Origin of the sequence: Nocardia jinanensis (assembly GCF_014645735.1) — a bacterium.
Taxonomy (GTDB): domain Bacteria; phylum Actinomycetota; class Actinomycetes; order Mycobacteriales; family Mycobacteriaceae; genus Nocardia; species Nocardia jinanensis.
In genome coordinates, this window is record NZ_BMMH01000003.1 from 496,644 (window position 1) to 512,981 (window position 16,338).

Annotated in this window: 15 protein-coding genes and 2 pseudogenes; 9 read left to right on the forward strand and 8 right to left on the reverse strand. The window is 67.9% G+C overall.

Annotated elements, in window-relative coordinates; translation table 11 throughout:
- Positions 1–25: 25 nt before the first annotated feature.
- Positions 26–1,183, reverse strand: coding sequence for a radical SAM family heme chaperone HemW (gene hemW / locus IEY68_RS11175; RefSeq protein ID WP_058854243.1), 1,158 nt, complete (start codon positions 1,181–1,183; stop codon positions 26–28).
- 75 nt (positions 1,184–1,258) lie between these two features.
- A pseudogene (locus tag IEY68_RS11180) lies at positions 1,259–1,501 on the reverse strand (SgcJ/EcaC family oxidoreductase); the annotation flags it as partial.
- Between the two features lie 151 nt (positions 1,502–1,652).
- On the opposite strand from IEY68_RS11180, the gene IEY68_RS37065 reads away from it, so the two are divergent.
- The 6 genes from IEY68_RS37065 to IEY68_RS11205 all read left to right on the forward strand — a co-directional run bounded on the left by IEY68_RS37065 (position 1,653) and on the right by IEY68_RS11205 (position 7,378).
- Positions 1,653–1,745 carry an Ms4527A family Cys-rich leader peptide gene (locus tag IEY68_RS37065; protein ID WP_357054283.1) on the forward strand — a complete coding sequence of 31 codons (93 nt, stop codon included), beginning with the start codon at positions 1,653–1,655 and terminating at the stop codon, positions 1,743–1,745.
- Between the two features lie 130 nt (positions 1,746–1,875).
- A complete protein-coding gene (locus IEY68_RS11185; protein ID WP_058854146.1) occupies positions 1,876–3,609 on the forward strand; it encodes a nitrite/sulfite reductase in 1,734 nt (577 codons plus the stop codon).
- Entirely contained in the window at positions 3,606–4,370 is a 765-nt protein-coding gene (locus tag IEY68_RS11190; protein WP_229718712.1) for a phosphoadenylyl-sulfate reductase, read from the forward strand. The genes IEY68_RS11185 and IEY68_RS11190 overlap by 4 nt, the downstream gene beginning before the upstream one ends.
- The gene (cysD, locus tag IEY68_RS11195) at positions 4,349–5,299 is read left to right on the forward strand and encodes a sulfate adenylyltransferase subunit CysD (RefSeq protein ID WP_058854145.1); all 951 of its coding nucleotides are present in this window, start codon (positions 4,349–4,351) and stop codon (positions 5,297–5,299) included. The genes IEY68_RS11190 and cysD overlap by 22 nt, the downstream gene beginning before the upstream one ends.
- Position 5,300: 1 nt before the next feature.
- On the forward strand, positions 5,301–6,629 hold the full coding sequence (locus tag IEY68_RS11200; RefSeq protein ID WP_058854144.1) for a sulfate adenylyltransferase subunit 1: 1,329 nt from the start codon (positions 5,301–5,303) through the stop codon (positions 6,627–6,629).
- Complete coding sequence (locus IEY68_RS11205) at positions 6,629–7,378, forward strand: sirohydrochlorin chelatase (protein WP_058854143.1); 750 nt, start codon at positions 6,629–6,631, stop codon at positions 7,376–7,378. The genes IEY68_RS11200 and IEY68_RS11205 overlap by 1 nt, the downstream gene beginning before the upstream one ends.
- Before the next feature lie 70 nt (positions 7,379–7,448).
- On the opposite strand, the gene IEY68_RS11210 is transcribed toward IEY68_RS11205, so the two are convergent.
- The 3 genes from IEY68_RS11210 to IEY68_RS11220 all read right to left on the reverse strand — a co-directional run bounded on the left by IEY68_RS11210 (position 7,449) and on the right by IEY68_RS11220 (position 11,000).
- Entirely contained in the window at positions 7,449–8,246 is a 798-nt protein-coding gene (locus IEY68_RS11210) for an HAD family hydrolase (RefSeq protein WP_058854142.1), read from the reverse strand.
- A gap of 83 nt (positions 8,247–8,329) precedes the next feature.
- Complete coding sequence (locus IEY68_RS11215; protein ID WP_058854141.1) at positions 8,330–10,381, reverse strand: Hsp70 family protein; 2,052 nt, start codon at positions 10,379–10,381, stop codon at positions 8,330–8,332.
- A gap of 475 nt (positions 10,382–10,856) precedes the next feature.
- A complete protein-coding gene (locus IEY68_RS11220; protein WP_156426102.1) occupies positions 10,857–11,000 on the reverse strand; it encodes a hypothetical protein in 144 nt (47 codons plus the stop codon).
- A 174-nt stretch (positions 11,001–11,174) separates the two neighbouring features.
- On the opposite strand from IEY68_RS11220, the pseudogene IEY68_RS37070 reads away from it, so the two are divergent.
- A pseudogene (locus tag IEY68_RS37070) lies at positions 11,175–11,381 on the forward strand (AsnC family transcriptional regulator); the annotation flags it as partial.
- A 235-nt stretch (positions 11,382–11,616) separates the two neighbouring features.
- A complete protein-coding gene (locus IEY68_RS11225) occupies positions 11,617–11,790 on the forward strand; it encodes a hypothetical protein (protein ID WP_189094215.1) in 174 nt (57 codons plus the stop codon).
- Positions 11,791–11,935: 145 nt separating this feature from the next.
- Here IEY68_RS11225 and IEY68_RS11230 read toward each other — a convergent pair whose 3' ends face one another.
- On the reverse strand, positions 11,936–12,331 hold the full coding sequence (locus IEY68_RS11230) for a winged helix-turn-helix transcriptional regulator (RefSeq protein WP_058854139.1): 396 nt from the start codon (positions 12,329–12,331) through the stop codon (positions 11,936–11,938).
- A gap of 64 nt (positions 12,332–12,395) precedes the next feature.
- On the opposite strand from IEY68_RS11230, the gene IEY68_RS11235 reads away from it, so the two are divergent.
- On the forward strand, positions 12,396–13,235 hold the full coding sequence (locus IEY68_RS11235) for an NAD(P)H-binding protein (RefSeq protein ID WP_058854138.1): 840 nt from the start codon (positions 12,396–12,398) through the stop codon (positions 13,233–13,235).
- A gap of 156 nt (positions 13,236–13,391) precedes the next feature.
- On the opposite strand, the gene IEY68_RS11240 is transcribed toward IEY68_RS11235, so the two are convergent.
- Together IEY68_RS11240 and IEY68_RS11245 are read right to left on the reverse strand one after the other, a co-directional pair.
- The gene (locus tag IEY68_RS11240; protein WP_058854137.1) at positions 13,392–14,981 is read right to left on the reverse strand and encodes an FAD-dependent oxidoreductase; all 1,590 of its coding nucleotides are present in this window, start codon (positions 14,979–14,981) and stop codon (positions 13,392–13,394) included.
- Positions 14,982–14,999: 18 nt separating this feature from the next.
- The gene (locus tag IEY68_RS11245) at positions 15,000–16,013 is read right to left on the reverse strand and encodes an AurF N-oxygenase family protein (protein ID WP_082681229.1); all 1,014 of its coding nucleotides are present in this window, start codon (positions 16,011–16,013) and stop codon (positions 15,000–15,002) included.
- Between the last annotated feature and the right edge of the window lie 325 nt (positions 16,014–16,338).

Genomic DNA, 16,338 nt, shown 5'->3' on the forward strand with positions numbered 1-16,338 from the left:
ATGAAGGTCCGCACAGGTCCGGTGATCAGCCGACCAGATCCCGGACCACGCCGTCGGCCAGCAATCGGCCGCGATCGGTGAGTATCAACCGCTCGTCCGTGACGGCGACCAGTCCGTCGGCGGCGATACGCCGCGCCGCGGCGGCTCCTTCCGCGTCGAGGTCGGTCAGCGGCAGCCCGGTACGCAGACGCAGGGCGAGCATGATGCGCTCGAGGTAGCGATCGGCGGCGGTGAGGTCTTCCCAGTCCGCCGCCGGCAGCCCGCCGTGGGCCACCCGGTCGGCGTAGCGGGCGGGATGCTTCACATTCCACCAGCGCACGCCCCCCAGATGGCTGTGCGCACCGGGTCCGGCGCCGAGCCAGTCGCCGCCGTCCCAGTAGCCGAGGTTGTGCCGGCAGCGTGCGGTATCACCGGCTGCCCAGTTGGACACCTCGTACCAGGTGAGGCCGGCGGCTTCGAGCCGCGAGTCGATTCGCTCGTACCGGGCGGCGAGTACATCGTCGTCGGGTGCGGGCAGTTCACCGCGACGCACCCGGCGGGCCAGCGCGGTGCCGTCCTCGACGATGAGCGAATAGGCCGAGACGTGGTCGACACCCGCGTCGAGTACCGCGTCCAGGCTGGCGTCCAGATCGCGATCGCGTTCGCCCGGCGTTCCGTAGATCAGGTCGAGGTTCACATGGTCGAATCCGGCCGCCCGCGCTTCCCGGGCGGCGGCGACCGCCCGGCCGGGGGTGTGGGTGCGGTCCAGCACGGCCAGCACGTGCGGTGCCGCCGATTGCATCCCGAGCGAGATACGGGTGAAACCGGCCGCCCGGATCTTGTCGAAGAACGCCGGTGAGGTCGATTCCGGATTCGATTCGGTAGTGACCTCCGCGCCGGGGGCGAGGTCGAACTCCGCGCGGATCGCGTCGAGTACGGCCCCGAGACCGTCGCCGCCGAGGAGGGAGGGGGTCCCGCCGCCCACGAAGACCGTCTCCACCGGGGGTGTCGCGGTGGGCAGCGCCGCGAACTCCCGGGCAGCGGTCGCCAGTTCCCCACGCAGCGCCTCGGCCCACGACTGTGTCGAGGCCGAAGTGCCCAGTTCACCGGCGGTGTAGGTGTTGAAATCGCAATATCCGCAGCGGGTCGCGCAGAACGGTACGTGGATGTAGATACCGAAGGGACCGCCGCCGAAGTCGCGCAGTACCGGAGCGGAGGCGTCGGTATGCGATGCGGTGGTGGCGGCGGGACTCACCCCTCCAGTGTGACCGTGGGCGGATCAGCCCTCGACGATCGGGGTGTTCTGGTTCGCGGTGAGCACCCAGCGGCCGCCTTCCTTGATCATGACGTACATGGGGGTGCCCTCGCTGTCGAGTTCGCCCGCGGTGGTGAAGTAGCGCTGCCGCACCTTCACGGCGGCTGTATCGGGCCGCAGGAACAGGATGTGTTCGACTTCATAGGTGGCATGGCCGTGGGCGGTGGCCCCGGGCAGCACCCGCGCGGTGAACTCGGCGATGGCGGTCCGTCCGGGCCGAGTCTCCGGATACCACCGCCGGTGGAAATATGACGGCCGTCACAAATAGACGCGGTGAACCAGGGAATTTCCCGCTTGTTCGCGGGAAATACTGGTAGGGCGATCGGAACGCGGGCATCGGCATGGCACAATGGTCCGCATGCGCGCATCCGGAGTACGACTTGTGGCACGTCGCCACGTCGACTACAAGCGCGTCTGCAGCGCCTGTTGTCTGCCCGGTTCCGCCCGGTAGCTCAGCTGCGCCCCTTCCCGGATTCCCGGCACTTCCGATTCGAGGATTTCGGCCCGCTGACACCGCGGGCGCGAGTCAGCCCCTCGCGCCCTCAGCACGGACGTTGGACCAACCCAGCAGGAGCGATTTCATGACGTCGAGCACCGACGCCACCACCCCCGCGAAGGCCGAGGCCCCGGCTAAGCGGCCCACGCGCGCACGTACCGGCAAACCGGCCCGCCGCCGTGCCGAGGGCCAATGGGCGCTCGGTTACCGCGAACCGCTCAACCCGAACGAGCAGTCCAAGAAGGACGACAACCCGCTCAATGTTCGTACCCGGATCGAGAACATCTACGCCAAGAACGGTTTCGCCAGTATCGACAAGGGCGATCTGCGCGGCCGTTTCCGCTGGTGGGGTTTGTACACCCAGCGTGAGCAGGGTTACGACGGCACCTGGACCGGCGACGAGAATATCGACCTGATCGAAGCCGAGTACTTCATGATGCGGATCCGCTGCGACGGCGGCGCGCTGAACGTCGCGCAGTTGCGCACCCTCGGCGGTATCTCCACCGAGTTCGCCCGCGATACCGCCGACCTCTCCGACCGCGAGAACGTCCAGTACCACTGGATCGAGATCGAGAACGTTCCCGAGATCTGGCGGCGCATCGAGGCGGTGGGCCTGCAGACCACCGAGGCCTGCGGCGACTGCCCGCGCGTGGTGCTCGGCTCCCCGCTGGCCGGTGAATCACTCGACGAGATCCTCGATCCCACGCCCGCGATCGACGAGATCGTGCGCCGCTATATCGGCAAGAAGGAGTACTCCAACCTGCCGCGCAAGTTCAAGACCGCGATCTCGGGTCAGCAGGATGTCGTGCACGAGATCAACGACATCGCTTTCGTCGGGGTCGAGCATCCCGAACACGGCCCCGGCCTGGACCTGTGGGTCGGCGGCGGACTGTCCACCAACCCGATGCTGGCCCAGCGAGTCGGCGCGTGGGTGCCGCTGGACGAAGTGCCCGAGGTGTGGGAAGCGGTGGTCGGCCTCTTCCGCGATTACGGCTACCGCCGCCTGCGTACCAAGGCACGGCTGAAGTTCCTGATCAAGGACTGGGGTATCGAGAAGTTCCGCCAGGTGCTCGAGGACGAGTACTTGAAACGCAAGCTGATCGACGGTCCGGCACCGGAGCAGCCGAGCCGCCCGATCGATCACGTGGGTGTGCAGAAGCTGCGCAACGGGCTCAACGCCGTCGGCTTCTCCCCCATCGCCGGCCGAGTCTCGGGCAGCATCCTCACGAAGGTCTCCGACGCGGTCGAGCGGGCCGGATCGGACCGGATCCGGTTCACGCCCTATCAGAAACTGATCGTGCTCGATATCGCCGACGACAAGATCGAGCAGCTCATCGCCGAACTCGAGCCGCTGGGCCTGCACGCACGGCCGTCGGTCTGGCGGCGCAATCTGCTGGCCTGCAGTGGGATCGAATTCTGCAAACTGTCCTTCGTCGAGACCCGCAAACGCTCCCAGGTGCTGGCGCCGGAGCTGGAACAGCGGCTGGCCGATATCAACGCCGAGCTCGATGTGCCGATCACCATCAATATCAACGGCTGCCCGAACTCCTGCGGCCGGTCGCAGATCGCCGATATCGGGTTCAAGGGCCAGTTGGTCGACGACGGCGACGGGAATCAGGTCGAGGGCTTCCAGGTTCATCTGGGTGGCAGCCTCGGCCTCGACAGCGCCTTCGGACGCAAACTGCGTCAGCACAAGGTGACCAGCGCCGAACTCGGTGACTACATCGAGCGCGTGGTCCGCAATTTCGTCAAACACCGCGAAGGCGGGGAACGGTTCGCGCAGTGGGCCGTGCGCGCCGAGGAAACCGATCTGCGATGAAACCCGCGAGCCTGGTGACGGGAGAACCCACTGTGACAACCGAGCAGAAACTGCTGCCGGCCAAATTGAGCGCCGACGAACTCCGGGCGCTGGCCGAACGCGGCGCCGCCGAACTCGGCCCGGACGCCTCGGCCGACGAGCTGCTGCGCTGGACCGACGAGAACTTCGGTACCGGCTATATCGTCGCGTCGAATATGCAGGACGGGGTGCTGGTACAGCTGGCCGCCCAGGTCCGGCCCGGCGTGGACGTGCTGTTCCTCGATACCGGCTATCACTTCACCGAGACCATCGGCACCCGGGACGCCGTGGAAGCGGTGTACGGGGTGAACGTGGTGAACGCCCGCCCGGAACAGACGGTCGCCGAACAGGACGCACTGCTGGGCAAGGATCTGTTCGCCCGGAACGCGAACGAATGCTGCCGCCTGCGCAAGGTGGTGCCGTTGACCAATTCGCTGGCGCCCTACAACGCGTGGGTCACCGGAATCCGGCGGGTCGAGGCCCCCACTCGCGCGAACGCCCCACTCATCTCCTTCGACGAGGGCTTCGGGCTGGTGAAGATCAACCCGATCGCACCCTGGTCCGACGACGAGATGCAGGACTACATCGAAGAACATTCGATTCTCGTCAATCCCCTGGTGGAGGAAGGGTATCCATCCATCGGCTGCGCTCCGTGCACACGGAAGCCGGAGCCGGGATCCGATCCGCGAAGTGGCCGCTGGGCCGGCCTCGCCAAGACCGAATGTGGGTTGCACGCATCATGACCGACGTATTCACCACCGAACGCTCCATCGGACTCTCGGATTTCGACACCCTGGCCGCGCTGGAATCGGAAGCCATCCATATCTTCCGCGAGGTCGCGGGCGAGTTCGAACGCCCGGTGATCCTGTTCTCCGGCGGTAAAGACTCCACGGTCCTGCTGCATCTGGCGTTGAAGGCCTTCTGGCCGGCACCGCTGCCGTTCGCGCTGCTGCACGTGGACACCGGGCACAATCTGCCCGAGGTGCTGGATTTCCGCGACCGTGTGGTCGAAAAGTACGGCCTCCGCCTGCACGTGGCGAGCGTCGAGGACTATCTCGCCGACGGCCGCCTCACCGAACGCCCCGACGGTATCCGCAACCCGCTGCAGACCGTGCCGCTGCTGGACTCGATCACCGAGAACCGCTTCGACGCGGTCTTCGGCGGCGGCCGCCGCGACGAGGAACGCTCCCGCGCCAAGGAGCGGATCTTCTCGCTGCGCAACGCCTTCGGTCAGTGGGATCCGAAGCGGCAGCGGCCGGAACTGTGGAATCTGTACAACGGCCGGCACGCGCCGGGCGAGCACGTCCGGGTGTTCCCGCTGTCCAACTGGACCGAACTCGATATCTGGCGCTATATCGCACGCGAGAACGTGGAACTCGCCACGATCTACTACGCGCACCAGCGTCCGGTGTACCAGCGCGACGGCATGTGGATGACCCCCGGCGTCTGGGGCGGCCCGCGCGACGGTGAAGCGCTCGAGACCCGCTCGGTGCGGTACCGCACCGTCGGCGACGGCTCCACCACCGGCGCCATCCTGTCCGACGCCGCCGACAACGCGGCCATCCTGGCCGAGGTCGCCGCCTCCCGGCTGACCGAACGCGGCGCGACCCGTGGCGACGACCGGGTCTCCGAAGCCGCCATGGAAGACCGTAAACGAGAGGGTTACTTCTGATATGTCCGACCTACTGAGGCTGGCCACCGCCGGTTCTGTCGACGACGGCAAGTCCACACTGGTCGGACGTCTGCTCTACGACACCAAATCCGTGCTCGCCGACCAGATCGATGCGGTGACCCGGGCTTCGGTGGACAAGGGTCTGTCCACCCCCGACCTGTCGCTGCTGGTGGACGGGCTGCGGGCCGAGCGTGAGCAGGGCATCACCATCGATGTCGCCTACCGGTATTTCGCGACACCGCAGCGGTCGTTCGTCCTGGCCGATACTCCTGGTCATGTGCAGTACACCCGCAACACGGTCTCCGGAGCGTCGACCGCCCAGCTGGTGATCCTGCTGGTGGACGCGCGCAAGGGCGTTATCGAGCAGACCCGCCGCCACGCCGCGGTGCTGGCGTTGCTGGGGGTGCCGAAGCTGGTCCTGGCGGTCAACAAGATCGACCTCATCGGGGTCGACGAGCCCAGCGAACAGGCACAGCAAGCGGCGGCCGCCAAGGTCTTCGCGGAGATCTCCGCGGAGTTCTCCCACCTCACCCGGACCCTCGGCTGGCCGGACGAGGACGTCCTCGAAATTCCGGTATCGGCGCTGAACGGCGACAATATCGCCACCCGCTCCGATAGAACCCCGTACTACAGCGGCCCGTCGCTGATCGAGCATCTCGAATCTGTCCCGGTGGACGCGGACAACTCCGGCGAGCACGCGGTGGGTCTGCGTTTCCCGGTGCAGTATGTGATCCGGCCGCGGACACCGGAGTATCCGGACTACCGCGGGTACGCGGGCCAGATCGCCGCGGGATCGGTGGCGCCCGGCGACGAGGTGGTGGTGCTGCCCTCCGGTATCCGCACCACGGTCGAACGGATCGACACCCCCGACGGCGAACTCGCGGTCGCCCAGGCGGGCCGCAGCGTCACGCTGGTACTGACCGACGAGGTCGATATCTCGCGCGGTGACACCATCGCTTCCCCGCACGACGCACCGGAACCGCTCGATACCTTCGACGCCACCGTCTGCTGGCTCGGCGATAAACCGCTGCACGCCGGTGCCCGGTTGCTGCTCAAGCACGGGACCCGCACCACGCAGGCGATCGTGGGCGCGCTCACCGAACGTTTCGACGAGCAGCGCCTGGCTGCCGACCCGAATCCGGAATCGCTGTCGCTCAACGATATCGGCCGCATCTCGGTGCGGGTCGCCGAACCAATCGCGGCCGACAACTACCGGACCAACCGGCACACCGGCAGTTTTCTGCTCATCGACCCGGCGGGTGGGAACACACTGGCGGCGGGTCTGGTCGGGGATGTGCTCACGGCGGTCGAGGTCGGAACCAGGGCCTGATGCCGGGCAGTCCCACGCTGGTGGCGGTGGCGCACGGTAGCCGGGACCCCCGGTCGGCCGCCACCGTCGCCGCGTTGCTGGACCGGGTACGGGCTGCGCGTCCGGGGGTCCCGGCCCGCCTGGCCTTTCTCGATCTGAACGCACCGGCGATCGGGCAGGTACTCGATTCGGTCGCCGCGAGCGGCGAAACCCGCGCGGTGGTCGTCCCGCTGCTGCTGGGCAGCGCGTTCCACGCCCGGGTGGACCTGCCCGCCCTACTGGCCGACGCCGCCGCCCGCAACCCCAGGCTGCGGCTCACCCAGGCCGAGGTGTTGGGCGCCGACCCGCGGCTGCTCGAGGTGCTGCACGAACGTGTGCGGACGGCGAGCACCGAACGCGGCTGGGATACCGCGCCCGAGCGGCTCGGAATCGTGCTGGCCGCGGTCGGGTCGTCCTCGGCCGCCGCCAACCGGCAGACCGCCCAGCTGGCGCGCCGCCTCGCCGCCCGCACCGGTATTCCCACCGAGGTGTGTTTCGCCACCGCGGAACCCGCGCTCCGCCTGGCGACAGCGCGGCTACGAGCCGGCGGGGCCGACCGCTTGCTGGTCGCGCCCTGGTTCCTGGCGCCTGGTCTGCTCACCGACCGGCTACGCGGTCAGGACCCGCTGCTTCCGCACGCCGAGGTACTCGGCCCGGATCCGGCACTCGCCGCGATCGTCTGGGACCGCTACGACGCCGCACTCGCGCGGACACTGCCGCTGTCGGCCTGAGACACCATCACCGTTGACAGCCTGAGACACCACTGCCGTACTGCCCGGAACACCACCGCGCATCCGGAACTCAGAACCATCGTTCGAGTACAGCGGCCACACCGTCGGCGGCGACATCATCGGTGACCTCGTCGACCAGACCGTGGAGCTCGACCGGTGCGTTCGCCATCGCCACCGAATGCCCGGCCCAGGCGAACATCTCACGATCGTTGAAACCGTCGCCGATGGCCAGGGTGGCGTCGCGCGGGATATCGAGCAGGCGACGCAAGTGTTCCAGCGCCCACCCCTTGGAGATACCGTGCCGGGAAATGGTGAGCCAGGGACCGAATTCGCCGTAGACCCAGCTGATCTCCGGCAGCGCCAGCCCCTCCAGCAGCCGGTGCATCTCCTCCGGTGCGCCCTCGGGCCACCAGCAGTTCAGGCGTGGCGTCGGTTCACTGCCCAGGGTGAGATCGTCGACCACCACGTATTCGCCACCGGCGTAATACTCCCCGGGGCTCATACCGGTGGCCCAGAACCCCTGACCGACCCGTTCGGCCGTGAAGATCATGTTCGGGAACAGCCGCCGCAGCGCGGTAACGGCGGGCGCCGGGTCGAAATGGTGCACCGCTACCGGGATCGTCTGCTCGATATCGATATGCACCGCGCCGTTGGAGCAGATCGCGTGGCCCCGCACGAGGCCGAGTTCGGCGAGCACCGGCCGAGTGGAGACCACGGTCCGCCCGGTGCTCACCACGACGTGCGCTCCGGCCCCGACCGCCGCGCGCACGACGGCGGTGACCCTGTCACTCACCTGCGCACCGGTCTTCAGCAGTGTTCCGTCCACATCGAGTGCGATCAGCCGCGGCGGGCCCCCGTCCGTGTCCACATCACCGATTGTGCCGTGTAGCGCCGACCCGCGGCACCGGATTTTCCGGAACAGACAGCCGCGTCACCGCACATCACGGCGCTTCAGCGGTGTGATCCGCCGTGCGAAGACCCGCCCCTTGACGATCCACCCCGTGACGATCCACCATCACCGGAACGGGAGCCGCCGGAATCCGAACTCCGGGAACGCGACCCGCCGGAGGAGTCGGAACCGCCCGAAGAAGAGCCACCGGAGTCCGAATCGCCGCCGGATCCACCGTTGCCCGACGGGCGTCCGCCGAACCCGCCGAATCCACCGGAATCACCTGAGCGTCCCGAAGCGGAGGAATCGGACCGGCCCGAGCCGCCGGAGGACGTACCGCCCGAGCCCTCGTCACCCCCGGATCCGGCACCACTGCTGTCCCCGCCGCCGAACCCACCCGAATCGCCGGTGCCGTAGCCACCAGGGCCGGTATTCCCCGCCCCGGGTATTTCGCCGCCCGGCGGGGTCCATCCACCACCGGACCCGTCACCCTCGCCCGACCCGGCACCACCGCTACCCGGCGGGGTCCATCCACCACCGGACCCGTCACCCTCGTCCTGTCCCGCTCCGGGGACTCCGATATCCGGCAGGCCGGTTCCCGGCGACCATCCACCCGGACCGTCTCCGGAGCCTTCGTCTCCGCCCGGCGACGTCCCGCCCGGGCCGTCCACCACCGGCGGACGATCCGGTCCGGGGCTGCCGCCCGGCACCTCGGGCCCGGGCCCGGCGGGTTCGCCCGGCTCCGCGTTGTCACGGTCGGGCCGGCCTCCGCCGGGATGCCCGAACGGTATCGGAGGGTCGAATCGAGCCGGGTTCTCGTGCCGCGGTCCGGAATCGGAGTGCTCGGCGAACGGGGCGTGATGCGTCCCAGCCCTGTTCGCGGCCGGCCGATCGGTCTCCGTCCGCGCCGGGGCCGGCGATTGTGCGGGCATCGGCGGGCCGTACGATCGCGTCGCCGCCGCGGGGGTGATGAGCGCCGGGGCGCCCAGGGGCGCGTAGGACACGGTCCACCCGCTGCCCGACCGTTCGACCTGCGCCTCCCCGTGGATCTCGTAGAGCACGGCTCCCGGGCTCTGTAACGGTGTCCGGTCCTTCGGCAGTTCGGTATCCGCCGGCCCGGTACCCAGAATGGTGGCCGCGGACATGGCCACCGCGGAGAAGAGAGCCGCGCCGGAGAAGATCGGCGGGTGCTTGATCCGCGAAGATCCCACCGGCGTCATGCTCTCCGCGGCCATCGCGGCGGCGCCGAGTGCGACGCACTGCCCGGAATCGGCGGCCACCGTCACCGGCAGGCCCAGTTCGGCGAGGGTCTCGGCGATCTGTGGTGGCCGGGCCGCGCCGCCGACCACCAGCACTCGCCCGATATCGGAGAGCGAGACCCCGGCCGAACGCACCGCCGCCCGCACCACTTCCAGCGAATCACGCACGTGTTCGCGTCGCAGGCCCTCGGGGTCGACGAACGATACGAGCGAGACCGCACCGGTTTGCGGTTCGGCCGGACCGATCGCCCGGTCGCCTGCGCAGCGCGCGATCAAGGCTCCCAGTGGCCGGGCCCCGAATTCGTAGGAACGCACCGGCTTCCCGACCACCGGATGGTTCGGCCAGTCCGGCCCGGTGCGGACCACCGCCACATCGAGGCTGTTCCCGCCCAGGTCATAGACGAGGACGAACCCGCTGTCCAGCGGGCCGTGCTCGGTATCGAGCCAGTGGGCGGCCGCCACGGGTTCCGGTACCAGTTGGACGTGACCGACACCGGCGAGATCCAGACTCTGCCGGAGCAGATCCAGTTGTTTCGCGGTGTAGCCGGCGGGATGGGTGGCGACCACCCCGGTCGCCGGTTCCGCTACCACCAGGCCCTGCACCACCGAGGCGAAGATCGTGGCCGGCGACCAGATCCGCCCGTCCACATAGACCGATTCCGGGTTACGCCCCAGATCGGCGAATTCGTTGACCGTCGTGGAGAATCGGGTGATCCCGCCCAGTCTGGCGGTTCCCCCGCTGTCGAATCCGACGGCGGTCCGTCGTGTCCGTACCACGGGCCGCGCGTCCTGCCCCCCGGCTCGCGCCGAGACCACGTTCACCGTGCCGATGCTGATACCCAGCCCAGAAGTCAATTTGCTATCCCGTCAACGCACCGAGACCACGTCCTTATGAAAGAGCCATGGGCGCGGTCGTTTTCCAAACAGCGTCCACAGGTTAGCTGCAACAGCGCCGGCAAATCTAATAATCAATGATGAAAGCTACTGTTACGGAACAAATCCCCGTTCATGCCCACGGAAACAAACCGATAGTCCACTACACCGAATCCCGAAAACATGAGACTGAACAGCACTTATGTCACTACAACGAGAGGACGGCGGAGCGTCCGCCACCTCGTCCGCGCGCAAGGCCCGATGACATCTATTTTCTCCGCAAACAGCAGCTACTCACCGGTAACCGATCAATAGCTGTCGAAAACCGATTCACGTACACCAGCAGAGCCCATCCGTCCGATACATTCCGGTGCGGGCCGAAAGCTGCGCGGTAGCCCCGGGATCACGGACAAGCGGTATACCGGTAGGCGGCCGCGAGGCCGGCGCACGGCCGCTGTCATCCAGCGGTCGTGAAGAACAATCCCGCACCGTAGGCGGCACACGCGGAGACGAAGAAGCCGGTTCCGGTGGAACGGGTCCCGACTCCCCCGTCCTCGACCGCTCGACGTGCGCGACCGATATCGGTGACGGCGATCGTCATCGCCGCCAGGTATGAGCCGCCGGGCAGGGATTCCCCGGGCAGAATCCGCCCGGCAGCCTGGGTCGCGGACTCAGGGTGAAGCCGAAGGACTCGTATCTGCGCGTGAGGCCGTCGAGGTCGCGGGGTCACCGGGCCCGTGTGATGGAAACCGTGAACAGTGCTGGTCACGAGGCGATGGTGCGCCGCAGGGGTACCACGGTCAGCACCTCGCGCGGGAAACGACGGATACCGGCACCGCCCTATCCTGATCTGGTGGATTCGGTCACGCTCGACACCCTCGACCGGTGCTTGTTGCACGCCCTGCAGATCGACGGGCGCGTGCCGTTCAGCAGGATCGCCGCCGTCCTGGACGTCTCGGACCGGACCGTCGCCCGCCGCTTCGGCCGGTTGCGGGCCACCGGCGCGCTTCGCGTCAGCGCCGTACCGCACCATCACCTCGCCGTGGACACCCAGTGGCTGGTGCGCCTCCGGGTCCGGCCCCGGTCGGCCACCGCCGTTGCGCGCGCACTGGCCGGTCGCCACGACACCGCCTGGGTCACCGAATTGTCCGGCGGCACCGAGATCGTCTGCCTGTTCCGAGTTCCCGGTTCGGGCGCGGCGTCGCTGGCGATGCTCGGTGAGCACCCCGATCGATCTGCTCGCGGTCACGATCTGCCGCGACGCCGATGCCCTGTACGGCTACCTCACCGATCGGATCGGGGCGCTGGCCGGAGTCGAGCGGATCGAGAGCGCGCCGATCACCGCGTACGCCGAACGTTTCGCCCCGGTCCGGAGGAGTCGCGTGGGCTGACCGCCACGGCGCCGGAGCACGGCCGCTGTCGACAACACAGTGCCGACCTCGGAGTGAACGCCGATCACCCGATCGCGGCGTGCGGATCATGTTCGGGCGGAACAGTTCCGACGGTTCCGAACGAGTCGGCGCACCCGCCGGGATCTCAGCTCTCCCCGTCGTGGCGGCGCTGGGCGGCCACGACCTCGATCGTGTGGAGGCGGATCCAGTCCAGGAACTGCAGCAACGACCCGGCGAGGCTCCGGCCGAGATCGGTGAGCTCGTAGCTGACCCGGGGCGGCCTGGTGGGTTCCACCGCACGTGAGACAAGCCCGTCCCGCACCAGCGTGCGCAGTGTCTGCGACAGCATCTTCTCGCTGATCCCGCCGATCGTCGCGTGTAGTTCGGAGAACCGGAGCGGACCGCGTCCCAGCGCTGTCAGGATCAGCACTCCCCAGCGGCTGGTGATGTGGTCGAGCACCTCACGCGCGGGACAGTCACTGTTGAATGCGTCACTCGTCAAGGGCCACTCGGACTTCCGCGCCTGCGAACCTACTGCCACGATAGGAGCTTACCCAGAGGTATGCTGTTACTGAAAGTAAGCTCCGCGATCTACGCTGCCGCCCATGATCACAGTCGTTTTCGGAGCCAGAGGTAATGTCGGCCGCCACGTCGCGGCGGGACTCGCGGAGCAGGGCGGCCGGGTCCGCCTGACCGGCAGGGAACCCGACCCGGCGGACTTCCCACCGGGCGCGGAGCTCGTCGCGGCCGATCTGGAGCGCCCCGAAACACTGCCCGCCGCACTCGAAGACGCGAAACGTGTGTTCCTCTACGCCAAGCCCGACGGGATCGAAGAATTCGTGGCGGCAGCCGAGGCCGCCGGGGTCGAGCGGGTGGTCCTGCTGTCCTCCGGTGCCGTCCTGCCGGACGAAGCCGCGCGGAACTCGATCGGCCGGATGCACCGCATTGTCGAATCCGCCCTCGAGAAGTCCGCCCTGGAGTGGACATTCATCCGGCCGGGCATGTTCGCCACGAACGCACTGTGGTGGTGGCAGCGCTCGATTCGCGAGAAGGGCAGCGTCCGTGTGCCGTATCCCGAAGCACGGACGGCGCCCATCCACGAACGGGACCTGGCGGCACTGGCGGTGACCGCGCTGTCCGAGCCGGGCCACGCGCGGCGCGCCTACTCGGCATGGGGCCCGGAGGCGCTGACCCTGCGGCAGCAGGTACAGCACATCGGTGCGGCCATCGGCCGGGAGATCGCCTTCGAGGTGGTCTCCGTAGAACAGGCACGCGCGGATCTGAGTGAGATCATGCCCGCGATCGGCGTCGACGCCGTCCTGGCCGGATGGCAGGCGGGAGCAGCCGAACCTCCGGAGGTGTCGACCATCGTCGAGGAGATCACCGGACGCCCGGGGCGTACCTTCGCGCAGTGGGCAGTGGACCACGCGCACGACTTCCACTGATCCGCCCGGTGCGGATTCCGGTCGGCGTCGCGGTACCGGTGGTGGAGCGAGTGGGGTGGACGCATACGGCTACCACCCGCGGGCTCCTCCGCCACCGGCCGGAATATTCGATCAAGGATCGGACATACCGACTGACCCGGATTTCCGGAGATACGCTCAGGCGCGGCTGAAGAAACCCCGGCCGGACTTCGCGGGCCGCAGTACCGCTCCCGCGGCACGCGCGTTCGGCCGACGGGTACGCAGCAGCCGGTCGAACGCCTCGGCGCTTCCGGCGGGCTCGGGAAGGCGGCCGGCATTGAAATCGCCCGCCAGCTGCTGCACCGTTTCCTGGGCGCAGGACTTGTTGGTACCGATGAAACCCGTGGGCCCGCGCTTGATCCAGCCCGTGACGTAAGTGCCCGGGAACACCGCCCCCGCCGGATTCTCCAGCACCCGTCCCGCCTGGTTCGGGATGACGCCGCGCTGTTCGTCGAACGGCAGACCCGGTGTCGGCTCACCCCGGTAACCCACCGAGGTGAGCACGAGCCCGGTCTCCAGCAGATCGAGATCACCGGTGCCGACCGCGCGCACCCGGCCATCGTCATCGGTCACCAGTCCGGTGCGCTCCACCTCGATCCCGGTGACGGCGTCGGGGCCGAGGATACGGCTCGGCGCGCTCTGATAGCGGAACACGATGCGCCGCCGCCGGCCGGCCGGCCGCTCGGCGATCCCGCGCAGCAGCTCCAGTTTGCGCTCGACCTGATAGGGCAGGTCCTCCGCGGGCACGGGCAGTTCACCGTCGACGACGATATCCACATCCGCGCCGAGCAATCCGACGAACTCCGGAACCGTGAACGCCGATTCGGCCGGACCGCGCCGGCCGAGCACCACGACCTCTTCCACACTGCTGCGCCGCAGCGCCTCGAGCGCGACCGGTGAGATATCCGTGCCGGCCAGCTTTTCGGGATCGCTGGTCAGGATGCGCGCCACATCGAGCGCGACATTGCCGTTGCCGACAATGACGACCCGGCGCTGGGAAAGATCGAAATCATGGTGCTGATGGTCGGGGTGACCGTTGTACCAGGCCACGAAATCGGTGGCCGAGACATTTCCGGCCAGGCCTTCGCCCGGGATACCGAGTTTGCGGTCGGTCGACGCGCCCACGGCGTAGACGACGGCGTGATGGTAGGCGAGCAGTTCCTCGTGTGAGATGTGCTTACCGACCTCGACATCGAAGTAGGAGCCGAAACCCCGCTGATTCGACATCGTGTCGAAAAGGTCGGCCACCTGGCGGGTCTTCACATGGTCCGGCGCCACACCGTAACGGGCCAGGCCGTACGGGACCGGCAGCCTGTCGAAAACGGTCACCCGCACGTCGGGCTGGGTGAGCAGTTCGTCCGCGGCGTACATGGCCGAGGGGCCGGAACCGACCACCGCCACCCGCAGCGGACCGCGACCGGCGGTGTCGATCGCGGGTGCGGGGACCGGCGGCGCCAGCAGCGGGCGCGGCCGCGACTGCCGATAGAAGTCGGCATTGATCTCGATGAACGGCTGCTGCTCCGCGGTCAGTTTCTTCGTGGAGGTGATGGCGTCCACCGGACAGGCCGAGGCGCAGGCGCCGCAGTCCACGCAGGAGGCGGGGTCGACGTAGAGCATCTCGGCGGTCCGGAAGTCGGGCTCGTCCGGAGTGGGATGGATGCAGTTGACCGGACAGGCATAGACGCAGGACGCGTCGCTGCAGCACGACTGGGTGACGACGTAGGGCATGGAGGTACTACCCGCCGCTCAGGCCGCTTTGCCGGAGACGGCGCGCAGCGGCTCGGACCGGTACCGGGTGGTGTGCCCGTCGATACCCAGCGCCTTCCACACCCGCTTGGCGATCGGGTTCATCAGGCCGATCTTCTCGGCGAGGGCGCGGACGTCGCCGAAATAGTCGCTGAAGGTCCGCTTGGCGTCGTCGGAGCCGAAGAACAGCTCCTTCCGGACGCTCTTCGGGATATCGAATTCGTCGAAGAACGCCTTGGGCGGGGTCACGATGGCGCGGCCGAGGATCCACATGACGATCGGCATGGCCAGCGACAGCACGAACTTGTTCACCGGCGCCGACTCCGGCACATGCTTCTCGAGGAATTCGTGGGCGAAGGAGATGTGGCGGGCCTCCTCGGCCACGTGGATAGCCATCACACCGCGCATGATCGGGTGCACGTCCTCCCCGGATCGCAGCACTTCCTTCTGGATGTGGTCGATCGGCTCCTCGCCGCCGAGCACCGCCATGAAGAACAGATTCGGGAAGGCCACCGCGACCGGTACGGCGATATGCCGGATCTGCCGCACCAGCGGACCCATACCCGGGACGTCGACGCCGATCCGGTTCACCATCTCCTGGAACATCAGGGTGTGGTTGTGCTCCTCGATCATCTCGTGGGAGCAGTAGCGGAACTCCGGGTCACCGTTGGGCAGGCCGAAGATGTGCTGCATCATGCCGCTGATCAAGATGGCCTCGAACTGCAGGCCCACCTTGGCGACATTCGCCTGGCGGTACTTGCCGAGGACGATCTTCTGCTCATCGGAAAGTGCCTGGTACCAAGGGTGGCGGCCGACCGTGTCGCCGGATTTCGGCAGGATCCAGCGCTCCGGCCCGGCGTCGGCGGCGAAGTCGGGATGGTCCCAGTCGATATCGGTGAACGGGTCGAAATTCCGGTTGACGGAGCCCTCCGACAGCAGCAACAGCTTCTCCGCGTATTCCTGAGCCTGCGCGACCAGTTGGTCGTCGGAGACCGTGGTGGCTGAAGACGTCATCGTCACTGCCTCTCGTCGATGAATCCGGCTTAACTGTTCCCCATGGTTACAGCTACAGCGGGGTACGTCAACACGGCCACCCGAAGTGGGCGGGTCACACCACGGACGTGGCAGGTATCACTCCAGCTCAGCACGGCATGAAAGGGTTTTCGCGCCGCAGGCGGCATCGCGAGGCGCTCGTGAAAGTAGTGCCGCGGACTTGCTCGCGAAGGTAGTGAGCCGGACTCGCTCGCGAAGGTAGTGAGCCGGACTCGCTCGCGAAGGTGCTGTGTTTTCGGCGCGCTGGCGCGCGCGGGGTTGAGGCCCCCTCAGTCCCGCCGTTCAG